Origin of the sequence: Pseudomonas sp. GD03862 (assembly GCF_029840855.1) — a bacterium.
Lineage (GTDB): Bacteria > Pseudomonadota > Gammaproteobacteria > Pseudomonadales > Pseudomonadaceae > Aquipseudomonas > Aquipseudomonas alloputida.
The window spans coordinates 1-13892 of sequence record NZ_JAOCDI010000032.1 but is presented as its reverse complement, the minus strand read 5'-3'; the positions used below and the strand labels follow the sequence as shown (position 1 = coordinate 13892).

Sequence of the window (13892 nt, the reverse complement as noted above, 5' to 3'; positions counted from 1 at the left end):
TCGTACATTTCACGTCAGGCACCACCCGCAAAGCATTTTGCTTTGTGAAATGAATCCTGTACTTTTCTGGGCATCCATTTCCCGTCTGAAAGTCGCGATTCAACCATGAAAGTGCACGAAGAAATCGAAGGCCTGGCAGTACTGATTCGCGACCTGCGCAAGTTCAAGGGCCTGACACTGGGCGAGCTGGCACAGCGCATCGGCCGTTCGGTGGGCTTTCTGTCCCAGGTCGAACGCGGCGTATCACGCCCGACCGTGGCCGATCTCACAGCCATCAGTGAAGAGCTCGGTGTATCCACAGCCTACTTCTACAAGCTGGAAAAACCCCGTGAGCTCGACTGGGTGACCCGCCCGCACGAGCGTCGCACGCTGCACCTGGCGGGTGGTATCACCGATGTGCTGGCATCGCCCTCCATAACGGGCGCGTTTTCCATGCTCGACAGCCATTTGCAGCCGGGGGCCAGCAGTGGCGAGGAGTACCTGGACGACAGCTCGGAGCAGGGTTGCTTCGTGCTCGAAGGCGAACTGACGGTGTGGTTGGGCGATGCTGAGCCGGTCACGCTGCACGCCAATGACAGTTTTCAGTTGCAACCCCACGCCCGTTTCCGTTACGCCAACCTGACCGACAAGCCCACACGTGTGCTTTGGGTGTTCAGCTGAGGGCCGTCGCACGGGCATGCGCGTTGTGCTTCGGCTAGCCGGGAAAGTTGGCCTGCAAGCAATGTGCAGGCTGCATGGGGTATCCTTGCACCACGCAATCAACTTCGAAGCAGTGAATGAACAATGGGTTTTGAACAACTAGCTGAGCTACGAGACCGCCTGCGGGCGGAAAAAGGGCAGGTAAAGGCCGATAGCGCGAAACCGCCCAAGCGCAAGTCGCCCCCGCAGGCGAAGCCGCGTGAGATGGACCCGGCGGTGGCAGCGATCTGGCCACTGCAGAAGCATTTTCCCTTGGCTTTCCCGGTCAACCCGGCCCCCAAGGTGCCGCTCAAGGAGGGCATTTTCAAGGATGCCGAGCAACACCTGGAGCTGCTTGGGTTGACCCGCGAACAGCTCAAGCTGGGCATTTCCACGTGGTGCCGGGGCGCTCGATACTGGGCGAGCATGGTGGAGAATGCACCGCGCCTTGACCTGAATGGACAGGCCGCAGGTACTGTGACCGCCGCTCAGGCGCTGCATGCCAAGCAGCAAGCTGCGCGGCAACGCAGCCAGGACCGACGCAATCGTGCGAAGTCAAAGGCCCAGGCCCAGGCTCCGGCCCCCGCCGCCGACACCGCAACGGTGCAGTCTACCGACTGAGCTCAGTCGCGTTCTGCCCCGTAGCCATGCTGGATGGCAGCCCATTGCCGGGGCTGCCGTCTGGCAGGCCCGGCAATGGACCAGGTTCGGTTTCGAGGGCCTGGTGCATGCAACGATGGTTTCAAGACCCACCTGATCGGCAAGCCGTGGCAGATGATGCCGGGGCGTAATCACGTGCGTCGGTTTCAGAATGCGCCTGGTCGCTCGCATACAACCCCTCGGCGCTACAAGTGCCATGCTAGCAGGATGCCCAAGGGTCAGTGCGCGCAGACGTGCGGCCGTGGGCGAGGAGGCCACCCGTACCATGCAACTGTGACGTGGACGGTGCGCCGCAGCAGAACACGCCGGAAACCTGCCCTTTAAAAACAATCAGGCAGGGTCCGTGATGCCGAGGTCCGCTGTATGCCTGATGAATTGCTCCACCTGCCTGTAATCCAGCGCATTCTGGCCCGCGACAAGGACACCCCCGGTGCCCTGTTGCCGATCCTGCATGCCGTCCAGCACGAGATAGGTTACATCCCCGATGCCTCGGTCCCCGAAATCGCCCATGCCCTGAACCTCAGCCTGGCTGAAGTGCGTGGGGTAATCAGCTTTTATCACGACTTCCGCACCACGCCGCCCGCGCGCCACACCCTGCGCCTGTGCCGTGCCGAGTCGTGCCAGAGCCGTGGCGCCGAAGCCCTGGCCGCGCAATTGCGTGAACAGTTGGCACTGGACGACCACGGCACCAGCGCCGACGGGTCCATCAGCCTGCGCCCTGTTTACTGCCTGGGGGCCTGTGCCTGCTCGCCAGCGCTGGAGCTGGACGGCCAGGTGCACGCGCGACTCACCCCTGAGCGCCTGCGGGACTTGGTCAACGGTTGCCGGGAGGACTCAGCATGCTGAAACTGTATATTCCCTGTGATTCGGTAGCCCGAGCCGTGGGTGCCGACCAGGTTGCCGAGGCCCTGCTGCGCGAGGCCGAGCGCCGCCAGTTGCCGCTGGACATCCAGCGCACCAGCTCGCGCGGGCTTTACTGGCTGGAGCCGCTGATCGAGTGCGACAGTGCGCAAGGGCGCCTGGGTTTCGGCCCGATTACGCCACAGGATGTGCCGTCACTGCTTGATGCCCTGGCGGGGGAACCCGGTGGCCACTCGCTGGCACTGGGGCTGGTCGAAGAAATACCCTATCTCAAGACTCAGCAACGCTTGCTGTTCGCTCGCGCTGGCATCACCCGCCCATTGTCGCTGGACGACTATCGTGCCAACGGCGGCTTCGCAGGCCTGGAGGCCGCCGTGGCGCTGGACGGTGCCGAAGTGGTTGCCGCAGTACTCGACTCCGGCCTGCGTGGCCGTGGTGGTGCGGCGTTCCCGGCCGGCATCAAGTGGCGCACCGTGCGTGATGCTGGCGCCGGGCAGAAGTACGTGGTGTGCAACGCCGACGAGGGTGACTCGGGCACGTTCGCTGATCGCATGCTGATGGAAGGCGACCCCTTCCTGCTGATCGAGGGCATGATCATTGCCGGCCTCGCCGTGGGTGCCGACAAGGGCTATATCTATGTGCGCTCGGAGTATCCCGATGCCATCCGGGTACTCGACCAGGCCTTCGCCATCGCACGTGACGCTGGCTACCTGGGTGCTGACGTAGCCGGCAGCGGCCAGGCGTTCGACCTGGAGGTGCGGGTGGGCGCCGGCGCCTATATTTGCGGCGAAGAAACCGCGCTGCTCGAATCCATCGAAGGCAAGCGTGGCATCGTCCGCGCCAAGCCACCGCTGCCTGCGCTGCAAGGGCTGTTCGGCCTGCCGACGCTGGTGCACAACGTGCTTACCCTGGCTTCGGTGCCCATCATTCTGGCCAAGGGTGCAGCGTTCTATCGCGATTTCGGCATGGGCCGCTCGCTGGGCACCATGCCGTTCCAGCTGGCCGGCAACATTCGCCAGGGTGGCCTGGTCGAGCGCGCGTTCGGCCTGACCCTGCGCGAGCTGGTGGAAGGCTATGGCGGTGGTACGGCCAGTGGCCGGCCGCTGAAGGCCGCGCAGGTCGGTGGCCCGCTCGGTGCCTGGGTACCTCCCAGCCATTTCGACACCCCATTGGACTATGAAGCGTTTGCTGCCGTGGGCGCGATGCTCGGCCACGGCGGTGTGGTGGTGGCCGACGATACGTTGAACATGGCCAGCATGGCGCGTTTCGCCCTGCAGTTCTGTGCCGAGGAGTCCTGCGGCAAGTGCACCCCGTGCCGTATCGGTTCCACCCGGGGCATGGAAGTGGTCGACCGGCTGATCGCCAGCAGCGACATCACCGAGCGCCATGACCAGGCGCTGTTGCTGCGCGACCTGTGCGACACCCTGCAGTACGGTTCGCTGTGCGCCATGGGCGGTATGACTGCCTATCCGGTGGCCAGCGCGCTCAAGTACTTCCCCGCCGATTTTGGGCTGACCACCACGGAGGCCGCACAGTGATCAATTTCTTCGACCCCGCTTCTGATAAAAGCAGCGACCTCGGCACCCCGGCCCGCGAAAGCGACGTGCAGGTCAGCCTAAGCATCGACGGCCGCGCCATCAGCGTGCCTGCTGGCACCTCGGTCATGCGCGCCGCCGCCATGCTGGGCACCAGCATCCCCAAACTGTGCGCCACCGACAGCCTCGAAGCCTTCGGCTCCTGCCGCATGTGCATGGTGGAAATCGAAGGCATGCGCGGCTACCCGGCATCCTGCACCACGCCAGTCAGCGAAGGCATGGTGGTGCGCACCGAAACCCCGCGCCTGGCGGGCCTGCGCCGCAACGTGATGGAGCTGTACATTTCCGACCACCCGCTGGACTGCCTGACCTGTTCGGCCAACGGCAACTGCGAGCTGCAGACCGTGGCCGGCCAGGTGGGCCTGCGTGAGGTGCGCTACGGCTATGACGGCGCCAACCACCTGGACGAGAAAAAAGACGTTTCCAACCCGTATTTCGACTACGAGCCGAGCAAGTGCATCGTCTGCAGCCGCTGTGTGCGCGCCTGCGAGGACATCCAGGGTACGTTCGCCCTGACCATTACCGGGCGCGGTTTCGAATCGCGGGTGGCGGCCGCGGGGGGCGAAAACTTCCTGGCTTCCGAATGCGTGTCGTGCGGCGCCTGCGTGCAGGCCTGTCCGACCGCGACCCTGACGGAAAAGAGCCTGGTGCAGCTTGGCCAGCCTGAGCGTTCGGTCATTACCACCTGCGCCTACTGCGGCGTTGGCTGCTCGTTCCGCGCCGAAATCAAGGGTGACCAGCTGGTGCGCATGGTCCCGGACAAGAACGGTGGCGCCAACCACGGCCACGCCTGCGTCAAGGGCCGCTTTGCCTGGGGCTACGCCACCCACCCGGACCGCATCACCAAACCGATGATCCGCAAGCGCCTGGAAGACCCGTGGCAGGAAGTCAGCTGGGACGAGGCCGTGACCTATGCTGCCAGCGAGTTCCGCCGCATCCAGCTCAAATACGGGCGCGACTCCATCGGCGGTATCACCTCCAGCCGCTGTACCAACGAAGAAGCCTACCTGGTGCAGAAGCTGGTGCGCACGGCCTTCGGTAACAACAACGTCGACACCTGCGCACGGGTATGCCATTCGCCCACCGGTTATGGCCTGAAGCAGACCCTGGGTGAGTCAGCCGGCACGCAAAGCTTCGACTCGGTGATGCAGGCCGACGTTGTGCTGGTGATTGGCGCCAACCCCACCGATGCGCACCCGGTGTTCGGCTCGCAACTCAAGCGCCGCCTGCGCCAAGGGGCGCGGCTGATCGTGATCGACCCACGGCGCATCGACCTGGTCGACTCGCCGCACGCCCGCGCCGACCTGCACCTGCAACTGCGCCCGGGCACCAACGTGGCCATGCTCAACGCCCTGGCCCACGTGATCGTTACCGAGGGCCTGCTGGCCCAAAGCTTCATCGATGCCCGCTGCGAAACCGAAGACTTCGCCCGTTGGCGCGACTTCGTCAGCCTGCCAGACAACGCCCCCGAGGTGCTCGGCCCGGTTTGTGGCGTGCCCGCCGAGCAGATCCGCGCTGCGGCCCGGCTGTATGCCACCGGCGGCAACGCGGCCATCTACTACGGCCTGGGGGTGACCGAGCACAGCCAAGGCAGTACCGCAGTGATGGGCATCGCCAACCTGGCCATGGCCACTGGCAACATCGGCCGTGAAGGGGTAGGGGTGAACCCGCTGCGCGGGCAGAACAACGTGCAGGGCTCGTGCGACATGGGCTCGTTCCCCCACGAGCTGCCCGGCTACCGGCATGTCTCCAACGAGGGCGTGCGCGCCGAGTTCGAACAGGCGTGGGGCGTGACCTTGCAGCCCGACCCGGGTCTGCGCATTCCCAACATGTTCGAGGCGGCGCTGGATGGCAGCTTCAAGGCGCTGTACTGCCAGGGTGAGGACATCGCCCAGAGCGACCCCAACACCCAGCACGTCACCGCGGCCTTGCTGGCCATGGAGTGCGTGGTGGTGCAGGACATCTTCCTCAACGAAACTGCCAAGTTCGCTCATGTGTTCCTGCCGGGCAGTTCCTTCCTGGAAAAGGACGGCACCTTCACCAACGCCGAGCGGCGAATTTCGCGGGTGCGCAAGGTCATGGAGCCGCTGGCCGGCAAGGCCGACTGGGAAGCTACCGTGGCCCTGGCCAACGCCCTAGGCTACCCGATGAACTACCGCCATCCTTCCGAGATCATGGACGAGATCGCCCGCCTGACGCCGACCTTCCGTCGTGTCAGCTACGCTGAACTCGACCGCCATGGCAGCCTGCAGTGGCCGTGCAACGACGCTGCCCCAGACGGCACGCCGACCATGCACATCGACCAGTTCGTGCGTGGCAAGGGGCGCTTCATGCTCACCGGCTACGTGCCCACCGACGAAAAGGTCAACAACCGCTACCCGTTGCTGCTGACCACCGGGCGCATTCTCAGCCAGTACAACGTCGGCGCCCAGACCCGGCGTACCGGCAACGTCGCCTGGCATGACGCCGACCGCCTGGAGATCCACCCGACCGACGCTGAAAGCCGTGGCATCCACGACGGTGACTGGGTCGGTATCGGCAGCCGCGCCGGGCAGACTGTGCTGCATGCCAAGGTCAGTACGCGGGTGGCGCCGGGAGTGGTGTACACCACCTTCCACTTCCCGGAGTCGGGTGCCAACGTGATCACCACCGACAACTCCGACTGGGCCACCAACTGCCCCGAGTACAAGGTGACGGCAGTGGAAGTGGTGAAAGTGTTCCAGCCATCGCAATGGCAAAAGCGCTATCAGGACTTCAGTGATGAACAGCAGCGGCTGCTGAAAGAGCGCCGCACTGCGGAGAAAGCCGAGGTTCGCCGATGAGCAGCGAAAACCTGGTCAAGATGGCCAACCAGATTGCCCATTACTTCGACAGCGAACCAGACCGGGCGCTGGCGGTGCAAGGGGTGCGGCAGCATTTGCAGAGCTTCTGGACGCCGGCGATGCGCCGGCAGCTGGCGGAATGGAGCGAGGCCCATGCGGGGGAAGGGCTTGACCCGAAGGTGCGGGAGGCGTTGGTCTAGACTCCCGGGCGGCAACGGAACCTTGGGGCGGGTTTGCCGGCGAATGTGGCGTTGAAATCAATGACGCATTCGCGGGTGAACCCGCTCCTACAAGGGGCCTGCATATTGCCTACTCAGCCGCGGGCCAGCTCCGCCAGGTGGGCGATGGCTTCCTCGCTCTTGAGCACCAGCACATCACCCTGCAGCGCATCCAGCACCACTTCCGAGGTATTACCAATCAACGCCCCGGAAATGCCCGTGCGGCACACCGTGCCCATCACCGTCACCACGGCATCGAGCTTCTGTTCGGTATGTGGAATCAACACATCCGCCGGCCCTTCGGCCACATGCAGGCATTCTTCCCTGATGCCGTATTCAGCCTGGAACGCGCTGCACGCTTCACGGTAGCGCTTTTCGATCGTATCGCTCAGCTGGAACGCCGGGTCCGACGCTGACAGCATCGGCGACGGGTGGGCACTGATGACGTGCAGTTCTCCCTTGGCCAGTTTGGCAATCTCGAAGCCGTGGTCGATGATGCTGGCATGCAGGCGGCGGTGGTCTTCGTCCTGGTTGCCCACGTCCACCGCTGCCAGGATCTTGCCTCCGGTCCATGGCCGCTCGCTCTTGACCATCAGCACCGCACACGGGCATTGGCGCAGCAGCTTCCAGTCGCTGGGGGTGAGCAGGGCCTTTTTCAGCGGGTTGTCCGGGCGGTGGTCCTTGATCACCAGTTCGCAGCCTTCGGCCTGCTGTACATGGATGATGGTGTCGTGCAGGTTGTCGCGCCAGCCCTCTTCATGGGTGACATTGTCGAAGCCGTCATCATGCAACTGGCTGCTCAGCAGGCTCAGCAGCGCACTGTGATCATGCCGTTTGTCGCACATCAGCAGGTGCAGGCGCGCGCCGGTGATGCCGGCAATCAGCTTGGCCCGTGTAAGCGCCCGGCTGTGGGCGTGCGCGGGGTCGAGGACGACGAGGATGCTGCGGACGGCTTGCATGGGCGTAAACTCCCTTCGATGATGGCGACCAGTGCCTGACTATAGTCGGCGCTTTACCCTCCAGCGCTTGATGTACATCAAGCATAGTCACTGGCGTCGCCAGCCGCCGCCGGTATAATCGCCGACCCTGCCTGTTCTGTGTGGTTGCACGCTTATGTCCCTGATCCCCGAAATCGACGCCTTTCTTGGCTGCCCGACGCCAGATGCCTGGATCGAAGCGGCGCTCGCCGACCAGGAAACCCTGCTGATCGACCACAAGAACTGCGAGTTCAAGGCCGCCAGCACGGCCTTGAGCCTGATCGCCAAGTACAACACTCACCTGGATCTGATCAACATGATGTCGCGCCTGGCCCGCGAGGAGCTGGTGCACCACGAACAGGTGTTACGCCTCATGAAACGCCGCGGTGTGCCGTTGCGCCCGGTGTCGGCAGGGCGTTATGCGTCGGGGTTGCGCCGGCTGGTGCGCGCCCACGAGCCGGTCAAGCTGGTGGATACGCTGGTGGTGGGGGCGTTCATCGAGGCGCGCAGTTGCGAACGTTTTGCCGCGCTGGTGCCGCATCTGGATGAAGAGCTGGGCCGCTTCTACCACGGACTGCTGAAAAGCGAAGCGCGCCACTACCAGGGCTATCTGAAACTGGCGCACAACTACGGTGATGAAGCGGACATCGCTCGCCGCGTCGAGCTGGTACGCGCGGCGGAAATGGAGCTGATCCAGTCACCAGACCAGGAGCTGCGCTTCCACAGCGGCATCCCGCAGGCTTTGGCCGCCTGATGGGCACCAGGCGGCGCAGGCCTTAATTGCGCCGGCCCAGTAGCAGGCCTACCGCCAGCCCGAGGCCGGCGGAAATGGCAACGGTCTGCCAGGGGTGGCCGCCGATGTAGTCCTGGGTGGCGTCCACCACCGGTTGCGCCTTGCTGCGCACGTTGCTGGCCGCCTGGCGAGCCTGACGAAGTTTCAGGCTTACCTGGGCGCGCAGCGTCTCGGCTTCTTCGCCCACCAGGGCGGCACTGTCGTTCAGCAGTTTTTCCGATTCTTCTATCAGCGATTGCAGTTCGCTGAATACCTGGTCCTTGATCTGATCGCTGTCAGCCAGCGTGGCGTTTTTCCGGGCCATGAACTCGTCCTCGTCAATGGGGGTGTGAACAATGGATGCCGCCACGTCGGGAAAGTTGCGGCGGCTTTCCGATGATGGGTTGCCTGGGTGTAAGATAGCGGCCATTTTCAAACCTGCAGGTAACTTCATGAGTTTCAATCTGGCCAACATGAGCTTCGAGGAACGGGCGCAGATCGAGGCAGAGAAGGCCCGGCTGTTCGAGATGTGGCAGAACAACCTGGGCAAAGCCAAGGGCGAAGCCGCCCGGCTGATTGCCGAAAAGCCACGGCGCAAGGGCAAATGGGCCGAGTGGGTGCGCGCCGAACTGGACGGCATGACGCCGCCTGAATACGCCAGCATGGTGCGCAGCGAAGTCAACAAGCTGATGGCCGCAGCCAGCGCCAACCGCTGAGCACACCCGCCCGGCGCTTGTCAGTAGGTGCCCTTGGGCAGGTCCAGCTTGCCTTCATCGGTAAAGCGCACGGTCCCCAGCGGCCCGCCGGCCAGTTTGCCGCGCAGCTTGTAGGGTAGACCCTGCAGCGAATCCAGCTTGCCCAGCCCATAGGCCTGGCGCAGGAAGGAAAATGCCGTGATGCTTACCGGCACCACGATCACCGCTTCGTCGTAGCGGCCAATATGCCCCTGCTGGTCACTGACCCCAGCGGCCAGCGGCTGGCCGTTCACTTCCAGGTTCAAGGCGATGCCGTTGTAATCGATCGGCGCCTCATTGGGGTTTTGCACCCGCATTTTCACCGCCATGCGTAGTTCCAGCTCCTGACCGGGCAGTGGTTCGATGCCGATCACGCTGATGTTTACCGGGTCGCGTGGCTGGAACAGCGCACAGGCCCCCAGGCCACAGGCCAGCAGCAGGACCAGGAACAGGCGGGTGTAGCGGTAAAGACGGGCAGTCATGGGCTGTGACCTTGCCGGAATGGAGCTGGCAGTGTGGCAAATGCGCGTCGGCGTTGAAAGTATCGGTTCATATGAAAGATACTGTTTCTCATTAACGCTCGATAACCTCTCTTACTGGCTGTTCCCCAATCATGCTGACTTCACCCATGTCGGGCCTGCTGGCAAGTTTCCAGGAGCACTACGACGACCTGCTGCAGTTTCTGACACGGCGCATGAGCGACCGCCAGCGCGCGGCCGATGTGGCGCAGGAAACCTACCTGAAGCTGGTGAACATCGACGAGCAGGCGGTGCCGGTGTTGCACGCACGCAGTTTCATCTTCCGCGTCGCCGGCAACCTGGCGATTGACGCCTTGCGCCGTGAGCAACGCATCGCCGCCAGCCACGACGACAGCGACGGAGCCTGTGAGGTGGCCTGCCCGGCGCCCGCCCCTGAGGCGGCGTTGCTGGCCCGCGAGCGTTTGCAGATTCTTGACCAGGCGCTGTTGCAGTTGCCCCACAATGCCCGCCAGGCGCTGTTGCTCAACCGTGTCGAGGGCCTGACCCAGAAGCAGGTCGCTCAACGCCTGGGGGTTTCCGAGAGCATGGTGGCAAAGTATATCGGCCAGGCCTTGCGCCATTGCCGCGGCCGGCTGAAGCAGGCGGGTGTGGCGGCTTCGGTGGTGTTGCTGGTCGCCGCCGTGGCGGGTTGGCAGCAAGCCCCGATGCTGCTGGCCGATTACCACACCGCCGTGGGCGAGCGGCAGGTCATTACCCTGACAGATGGCACACGGGTGACGCTGAACAGCGCCAGTGCCTTGAGCGTGGCGTTCAGCGAGCATGAGCGGCGTGTGGTACTCGATGCGGGTGAGGCGTTGTTCGAGACCGCCGATGATTCACGTCCGTTTGTGGTCGAAACGGCCGGTGCGCAGGTGCAGGGCAATGCTGCCACCTTCAGCGTGCAGCGCGATGGCCACGTCGTGTTGGCTCGCGGTGAAGCCAAGGTGGGTGAACATGAACTGGCAGTGGCGGCCGATGCCGGCACGCAGATGGCCTGGCAGCGTGGCAAGCTGATCTTCAACGGCAAGCCGCTGGGGCAGGTGCTGACCGAGCTTGAGCGATACCGGCATGGGCGCATTGTGTTGTCCGACAGCAAGCTGGCTGCGATGGAAGTGAGCGGGGTGTTTGACCTGGATGAACCTGAGGCCCTGTTGCGGACGTTGGAGCAGCGGTATGGCCTGAAGGTGACTTACCTGCCGTGGTTGGCCGTGGTGCATTGATCAGCCTGTGCCGGCCTCTTAGCGGCAAGCCCGTTCCTGCACAGATCGCACAATCTTCAGGCGGGCGCAGTCGTTGTAGGAGCGGGCTTGCCCGCGAAGAGGCCGGACAGAAATAAAAATATTTTCCATTTGGCACTGCAAGTTCCTGCAAGCCAGATCGTCGTAGTGAGACTGATCAGCAACCCATTCTCATTTACGACTTGTCAGGAAGCTCATTCGTGCCTCTGATGCTCAAGCCCTTGCACCGCCGTCGCGGTTCTTTTCACCATGCCTTGATGTCTTGCAGTGCCGTTGCCCTGTTGCTCGGCCCCCTGCACGCAGGGGCCGCGACGACTGCCGAACAGACCCAGATGCAAGCTCGCCAGGTCCAGCTCGACCTGCCAGCCCAACCGCTGGACCAGGCGCTGACCACCTTCGCCGACCAGGCCGGCCTGCACCTGCTGTACACCACAGGCGATGTCGTCGGCCAGGTCAGCCCGGCGTTGCAAGGCAACTACAGTGTCGAGCAGGCCTTGCAGCAGTTGCTGGCCGGCAGCGGCATGAGCTGGCAGTTCAGCGAGGCTCGCACCGTCACCCTGCGCAAGGCCGAGGCCGCGCCGCAGGCGGTCAACCTCAAGCCGATCGAAGTCAGCGTAGCCTCGCGCACCAGCACCGCCATCAGCGAAATCCCCGGGACCGTCTGGGTGGTCGACCAGCAGCAATTGCGCGAGCAGATCGACAGCGGCGTCAGCCTGAAGGAAGCCATCGGCAAGCTGGTGCCGGGCCTTGACCTGGCGCCGGAAGGGCGCACCAATTACGGCCAGAACATGCGTGGGCGCAACGTGCTTGTGATGATCGACGGGGTCAGCCAGAACAGCTCTCGCGGCCTGTCGCGCCAGTTCGACAGCATTTCGCCGTTCAACGTCGAACGCGTCGAAGTACTGTCTGGTGCCAGCGCCATCTACGGCGGTGGCGCCACCGGCGGCATCATCAACATCGTGACCAAGAAGGGCGAGCCTGGCCCGGCGCGCTTCGAGACCCAGTTGGGGGCCAGCAGTGGTTTCAACAACAGCGACGACCTGGCCACCCGCTTCGCCCAGTCCGTCAGCGGTGGTAACGAGCGGGTCAATGCCCGGTTGGGTATTTCCGGTGAGCAGAACGAAGCCTTCTACGATGGTGCTGGCGACCAGATCTTCATCGACAACACCCAGACCGACCTGCAGTACAATCGCACCATCGACGTACTCGGTACCTTGGGCCTGCAACTGAACGACCAGCATAGCCTCGACCTGTTGGCCCAGTACTACGACTCGGGTAACCACGGCAGCACGGGTATCTACTTCCCCAACCTGAACTACAACGCGCCATCCGACCTGGAAGACGCCGAGCTGCGCAGCGGTTATTCATCGGACCTGGAGCCGCGTACGCGGCGCTTGCTGCTCAACGCCAATTACCACCACACCGACGTGCTGGGCCAGGACTTCTACCTGCAGGCTTCGTACCGCAAGGAAGACGACAACTTCTACCCGTTCCCGTACTACAACCGTGCCACACCCACCGGCTCGCGCGGGGTGTACTTTGCCGCCTCGCAGCAGAACTTCGAAGTCACCAGCCTCAAGGGTCTGTTTGCCAAGCAGTGGGATACGCTGAAGCTGACCTACGGCGTTGACCTGGACCGCGAGCGCTTCAACGCAGAGCAGACCACCTTCAACGCCCAGACCTCGTCCGAGTCGGGTGGCCTGGAACTGGAAAAAGACAGCAAGGCCGCACGCTACCCCAGCTACCGGGTGGATGGTGTGTCGGTGTATGCCCAGCTGGACTGGCATGCCACCGACAACCTGACATTGTCCGGTGGTGCCCGGCGGCAGCAGATGGACGTGGATGTCAGCGACTTCAAGGGCGTGCCAGGTGGCAGTAACGACTATCAGGTCAACCTGTTCAACGTCGGTGCCATCTACGACTTCAAGAACGGCCACCAGGTGTGGAGCAACTATGGCGAAGGCTTCGACCTGCCTGACCCGGCCAAGTACTACGGCAAGCCGGGCCTGAGCGTGGCCGATAACCCGTTGGCCGGTATCAAGAGCCGCCAGGTGGAATTGGGCTGGCGCTATGCCGACCTGGATTGGGATGCGCAGGCAGCGCTGTACTACATCTGGTCGGACAAGATCATCAACGTCGATTCGCAAACGCTGACCATCGACGTGGAAGAGCAGAAAAGCCGCGACTTCGGCTTTGAAGGTGCACTGACCCGGCACTTCCAGACCGGCTGGGAAGCTGGCGGCACATTGCACATGACACGCTCCGAGGAAGAGGCCGAAGACGGCGGCTGGATCAAGCGCGATGCCCGTTATGCCTCGTTGTCCAAGGCCACCGCGTTTGTCGGCTGGAAGGGCGATGGCCGCAGTGCACGCTTGCAGGCCAACCATGCCTTCAGCCTGAAGGACGATGCCGATCACGAGATTGACGGCTACACCACCTTCGACCTGCTGGGCAGCCAGGACACCGGTTTCGGCACCTTCAGTGCCGGTATCCAGAACCTGCTGGACAAGCAGTACAGCACGGTATGGGGACAGCGTGCGACGTTGTTCTATTCGCCGACCTACGGGCCGGCGTATCTGTATGACTACCAGGGGCGTGGGCGGACCTATACGCTGAGCTGGAGCATGGCTTACTGATTGTGGTGGCCTGAACGGGCCTGTTCGCGGAGGCAACGGTGAACGGCGGGTGGAAATTGGCCAGCAGGGCCGGCCCCTTCGCGGGTAAACCCGCTCCTACACGACGGTGCCTGTGCCCAGCCACCGATGCGTGTCCACCACCGATCCGGCGTAGGAGCGGGTTTACCCGCGAATACGGTAGCG

13 protein-coding genes are annotated in these 13892 nt (G+C 63.6%); 10 read left to right on the top strand and 3 right to left on the bottom strand.

Going from position 1 to position 13892, the window contains the following annotated elements:
- The first annotated feature begins 105 nt into the window (after positions 1–105).
- The 6 genes from N5D53_RS19575 (at position 106) to N5D53_RS19550 (ending at position 6816) form a co-directional block, all read left to right on the top strand.
- Entirely contained in the window at positions 106–660 is a 555-nt protein-coding gene (locus tag N5D53_RS19575; protein ID WP_064493513.1) for an XRE family transcriptional regulator, read from the top strand.
- A 123-nt stretch (positions 661–783) separates the two neighbouring features.
- A complete protein-coding gene (locus tag N5D53_RS19570; protein WP_064493514.1) occupies positions 784–1299 on the top strand; it encodes a ProQ/FinO family protein in 516 nt (171 codons plus the stop codon).
- Positions 1300–1701: 402 nt separating this feature from the next.
- A complete protein-coding gene (locus tag N5D53_RS19565) occupies positions 1702–2184 on the top strand; it encodes a formate dehydrogenase subunit gamma (RefSeq protein ID WP_129933657.1) in 483 nt (160 codons plus the stop codon).
- A complete protein-coding gene (locus N5D53_RS19560) occupies positions 2178–3737 on the top strand; it encodes a formate dehydrogenase beta subunit (protein ID WP_190869073.1) in 1560 nt (519 codons plus the stop codon). Before N5D53_RS19565 ends, N5D53_RS19560 begins: the two co-directional genes overlap by 7 nt.
- A complete protein-coding gene (fdhF, locus tag N5D53_RS19555; RefSeq protein ID WP_190869074.1) occupies positions 3734–6616 on the top strand; it encodes a formate dehydrogenase subunit alpha in 2883 nt (960 codons plus the stop codon). The genes N5D53_RS19560 and fdhF overlap by 4 nt, the downstream gene beginning before the upstream one ends.
- On the top strand, positions 6613–6816 hold the full coding sequence (locus N5D53_RS19550) for a formate dehydrogenase subunit delta (RefSeq protein ID WP_010953171.1): 204 nt from the start codon (positions 6613–6615) through the stop codon (positions 6814–6816). Before fdhF ends, N5D53_RS19550 begins: the two co-directional genes overlap by 4 nt.
- A 113-nt stretch (positions 6817–6929) precedes the next feature.
- Here the strand turns inward: N5D53_RS19550 and N5D53_RS19545 are convergent, their stop codons facing one another.
- Positions 6930–7793: a universal stress protein gene (locus N5D53_RS19545; RefSeq protein ID WP_010953172.1), complete on the bottom strand. Its 864-nt coding sequence runs from the start codon at positions 7791–7793 to the stop codon at positions 6930–6932.
- A 154-nt stretch (positions 7794–7947) separates the two neighbouring features.
- On the opposite strand from N5D53_RS19545, the gene miaE reads away from it, so the two are divergent.
- Entirely contained in the window at positions 7948–8565 is a 618-nt protein-coding gene (gene miaE / locus N5D53_RS19540; RefSeq protein WP_003248869.1) for a tRNA isopentenyl-2-thiomethyl-A-37 hydroxylase MiaE, read from the top strand.
- Between the two features lie 22 nt (positions 8566–8587).
- Here miaE and N5D53_RS19535 read toward each other — a convergent pair whose 3' ends face one another.
- Complete coding sequence (locus N5D53_RS19535; RefSeq protein ID WP_223843500.1) at positions 8588–9013, bottom strand: DUF883 family protein; 426 nt, start codon at positions 9011–9013, stop codon at positions 8588–8590.
- A 22-nt stretch (positions 9014–9035) separates the two neighbouring features.
- Here N5D53_RS19535 and N5D53_RS19530 point away from each other — a divergent pair, with 22 nt between their 5' ends.
- Positions 9036–9299 carry a hypothetical protein gene (locus tag N5D53_RS19530; protein WP_003248880.1) on the top strand — a complete coding sequence of 88 codons (264 nt, stop codon included), beginning with the start codon at positions 9036–9038 and terminating at the stop codon, positions 9297–9299.
- Between the two features lie 20 nt (positions 9300–9319).
- Here N5D53_RS19530 and N5D53_RS19525 read toward each other — a convergent pair whose 3' ends face one another.
- A complete protein-coding gene (locus N5D53_RS19525) occupies positions 9320–9799 on the bottom strand; it encodes an LEA type 2 family protein (RefSeq protein WP_020192401.1) in 480 nt (159 codons plus the stop codon).
- A gap of 131 nt (positions 9800–9930) precedes the next feature.
- On the opposite strand from N5D53_RS19525, the gene N5D53_RS19520 reads away from it, so the two are divergent.
- Positions 9931–11055, top strand: coding sequence for a sigma-70 family RNA polymerase sigma factor (locus N5D53_RS19520; protein ID WP_190869075.1), 1125 nt, complete (start codon positions 9931–9933; stop codon positions 11053–11055).
- Positions 11056–11282: 227 nt separating this feature from the next.
- Positions 11283–13709, top strand: a complete 2427-nt coding sequence (locus tag N5D53_RS19515) for a TonB-dependent receptor (protein WP_279840629.1) — start codon at positions 11283–11285, stop codon at positions 13707–13709.
- The last annotated feature ends 183 nt before the right edge of the window (positions 13710–13892 follow it).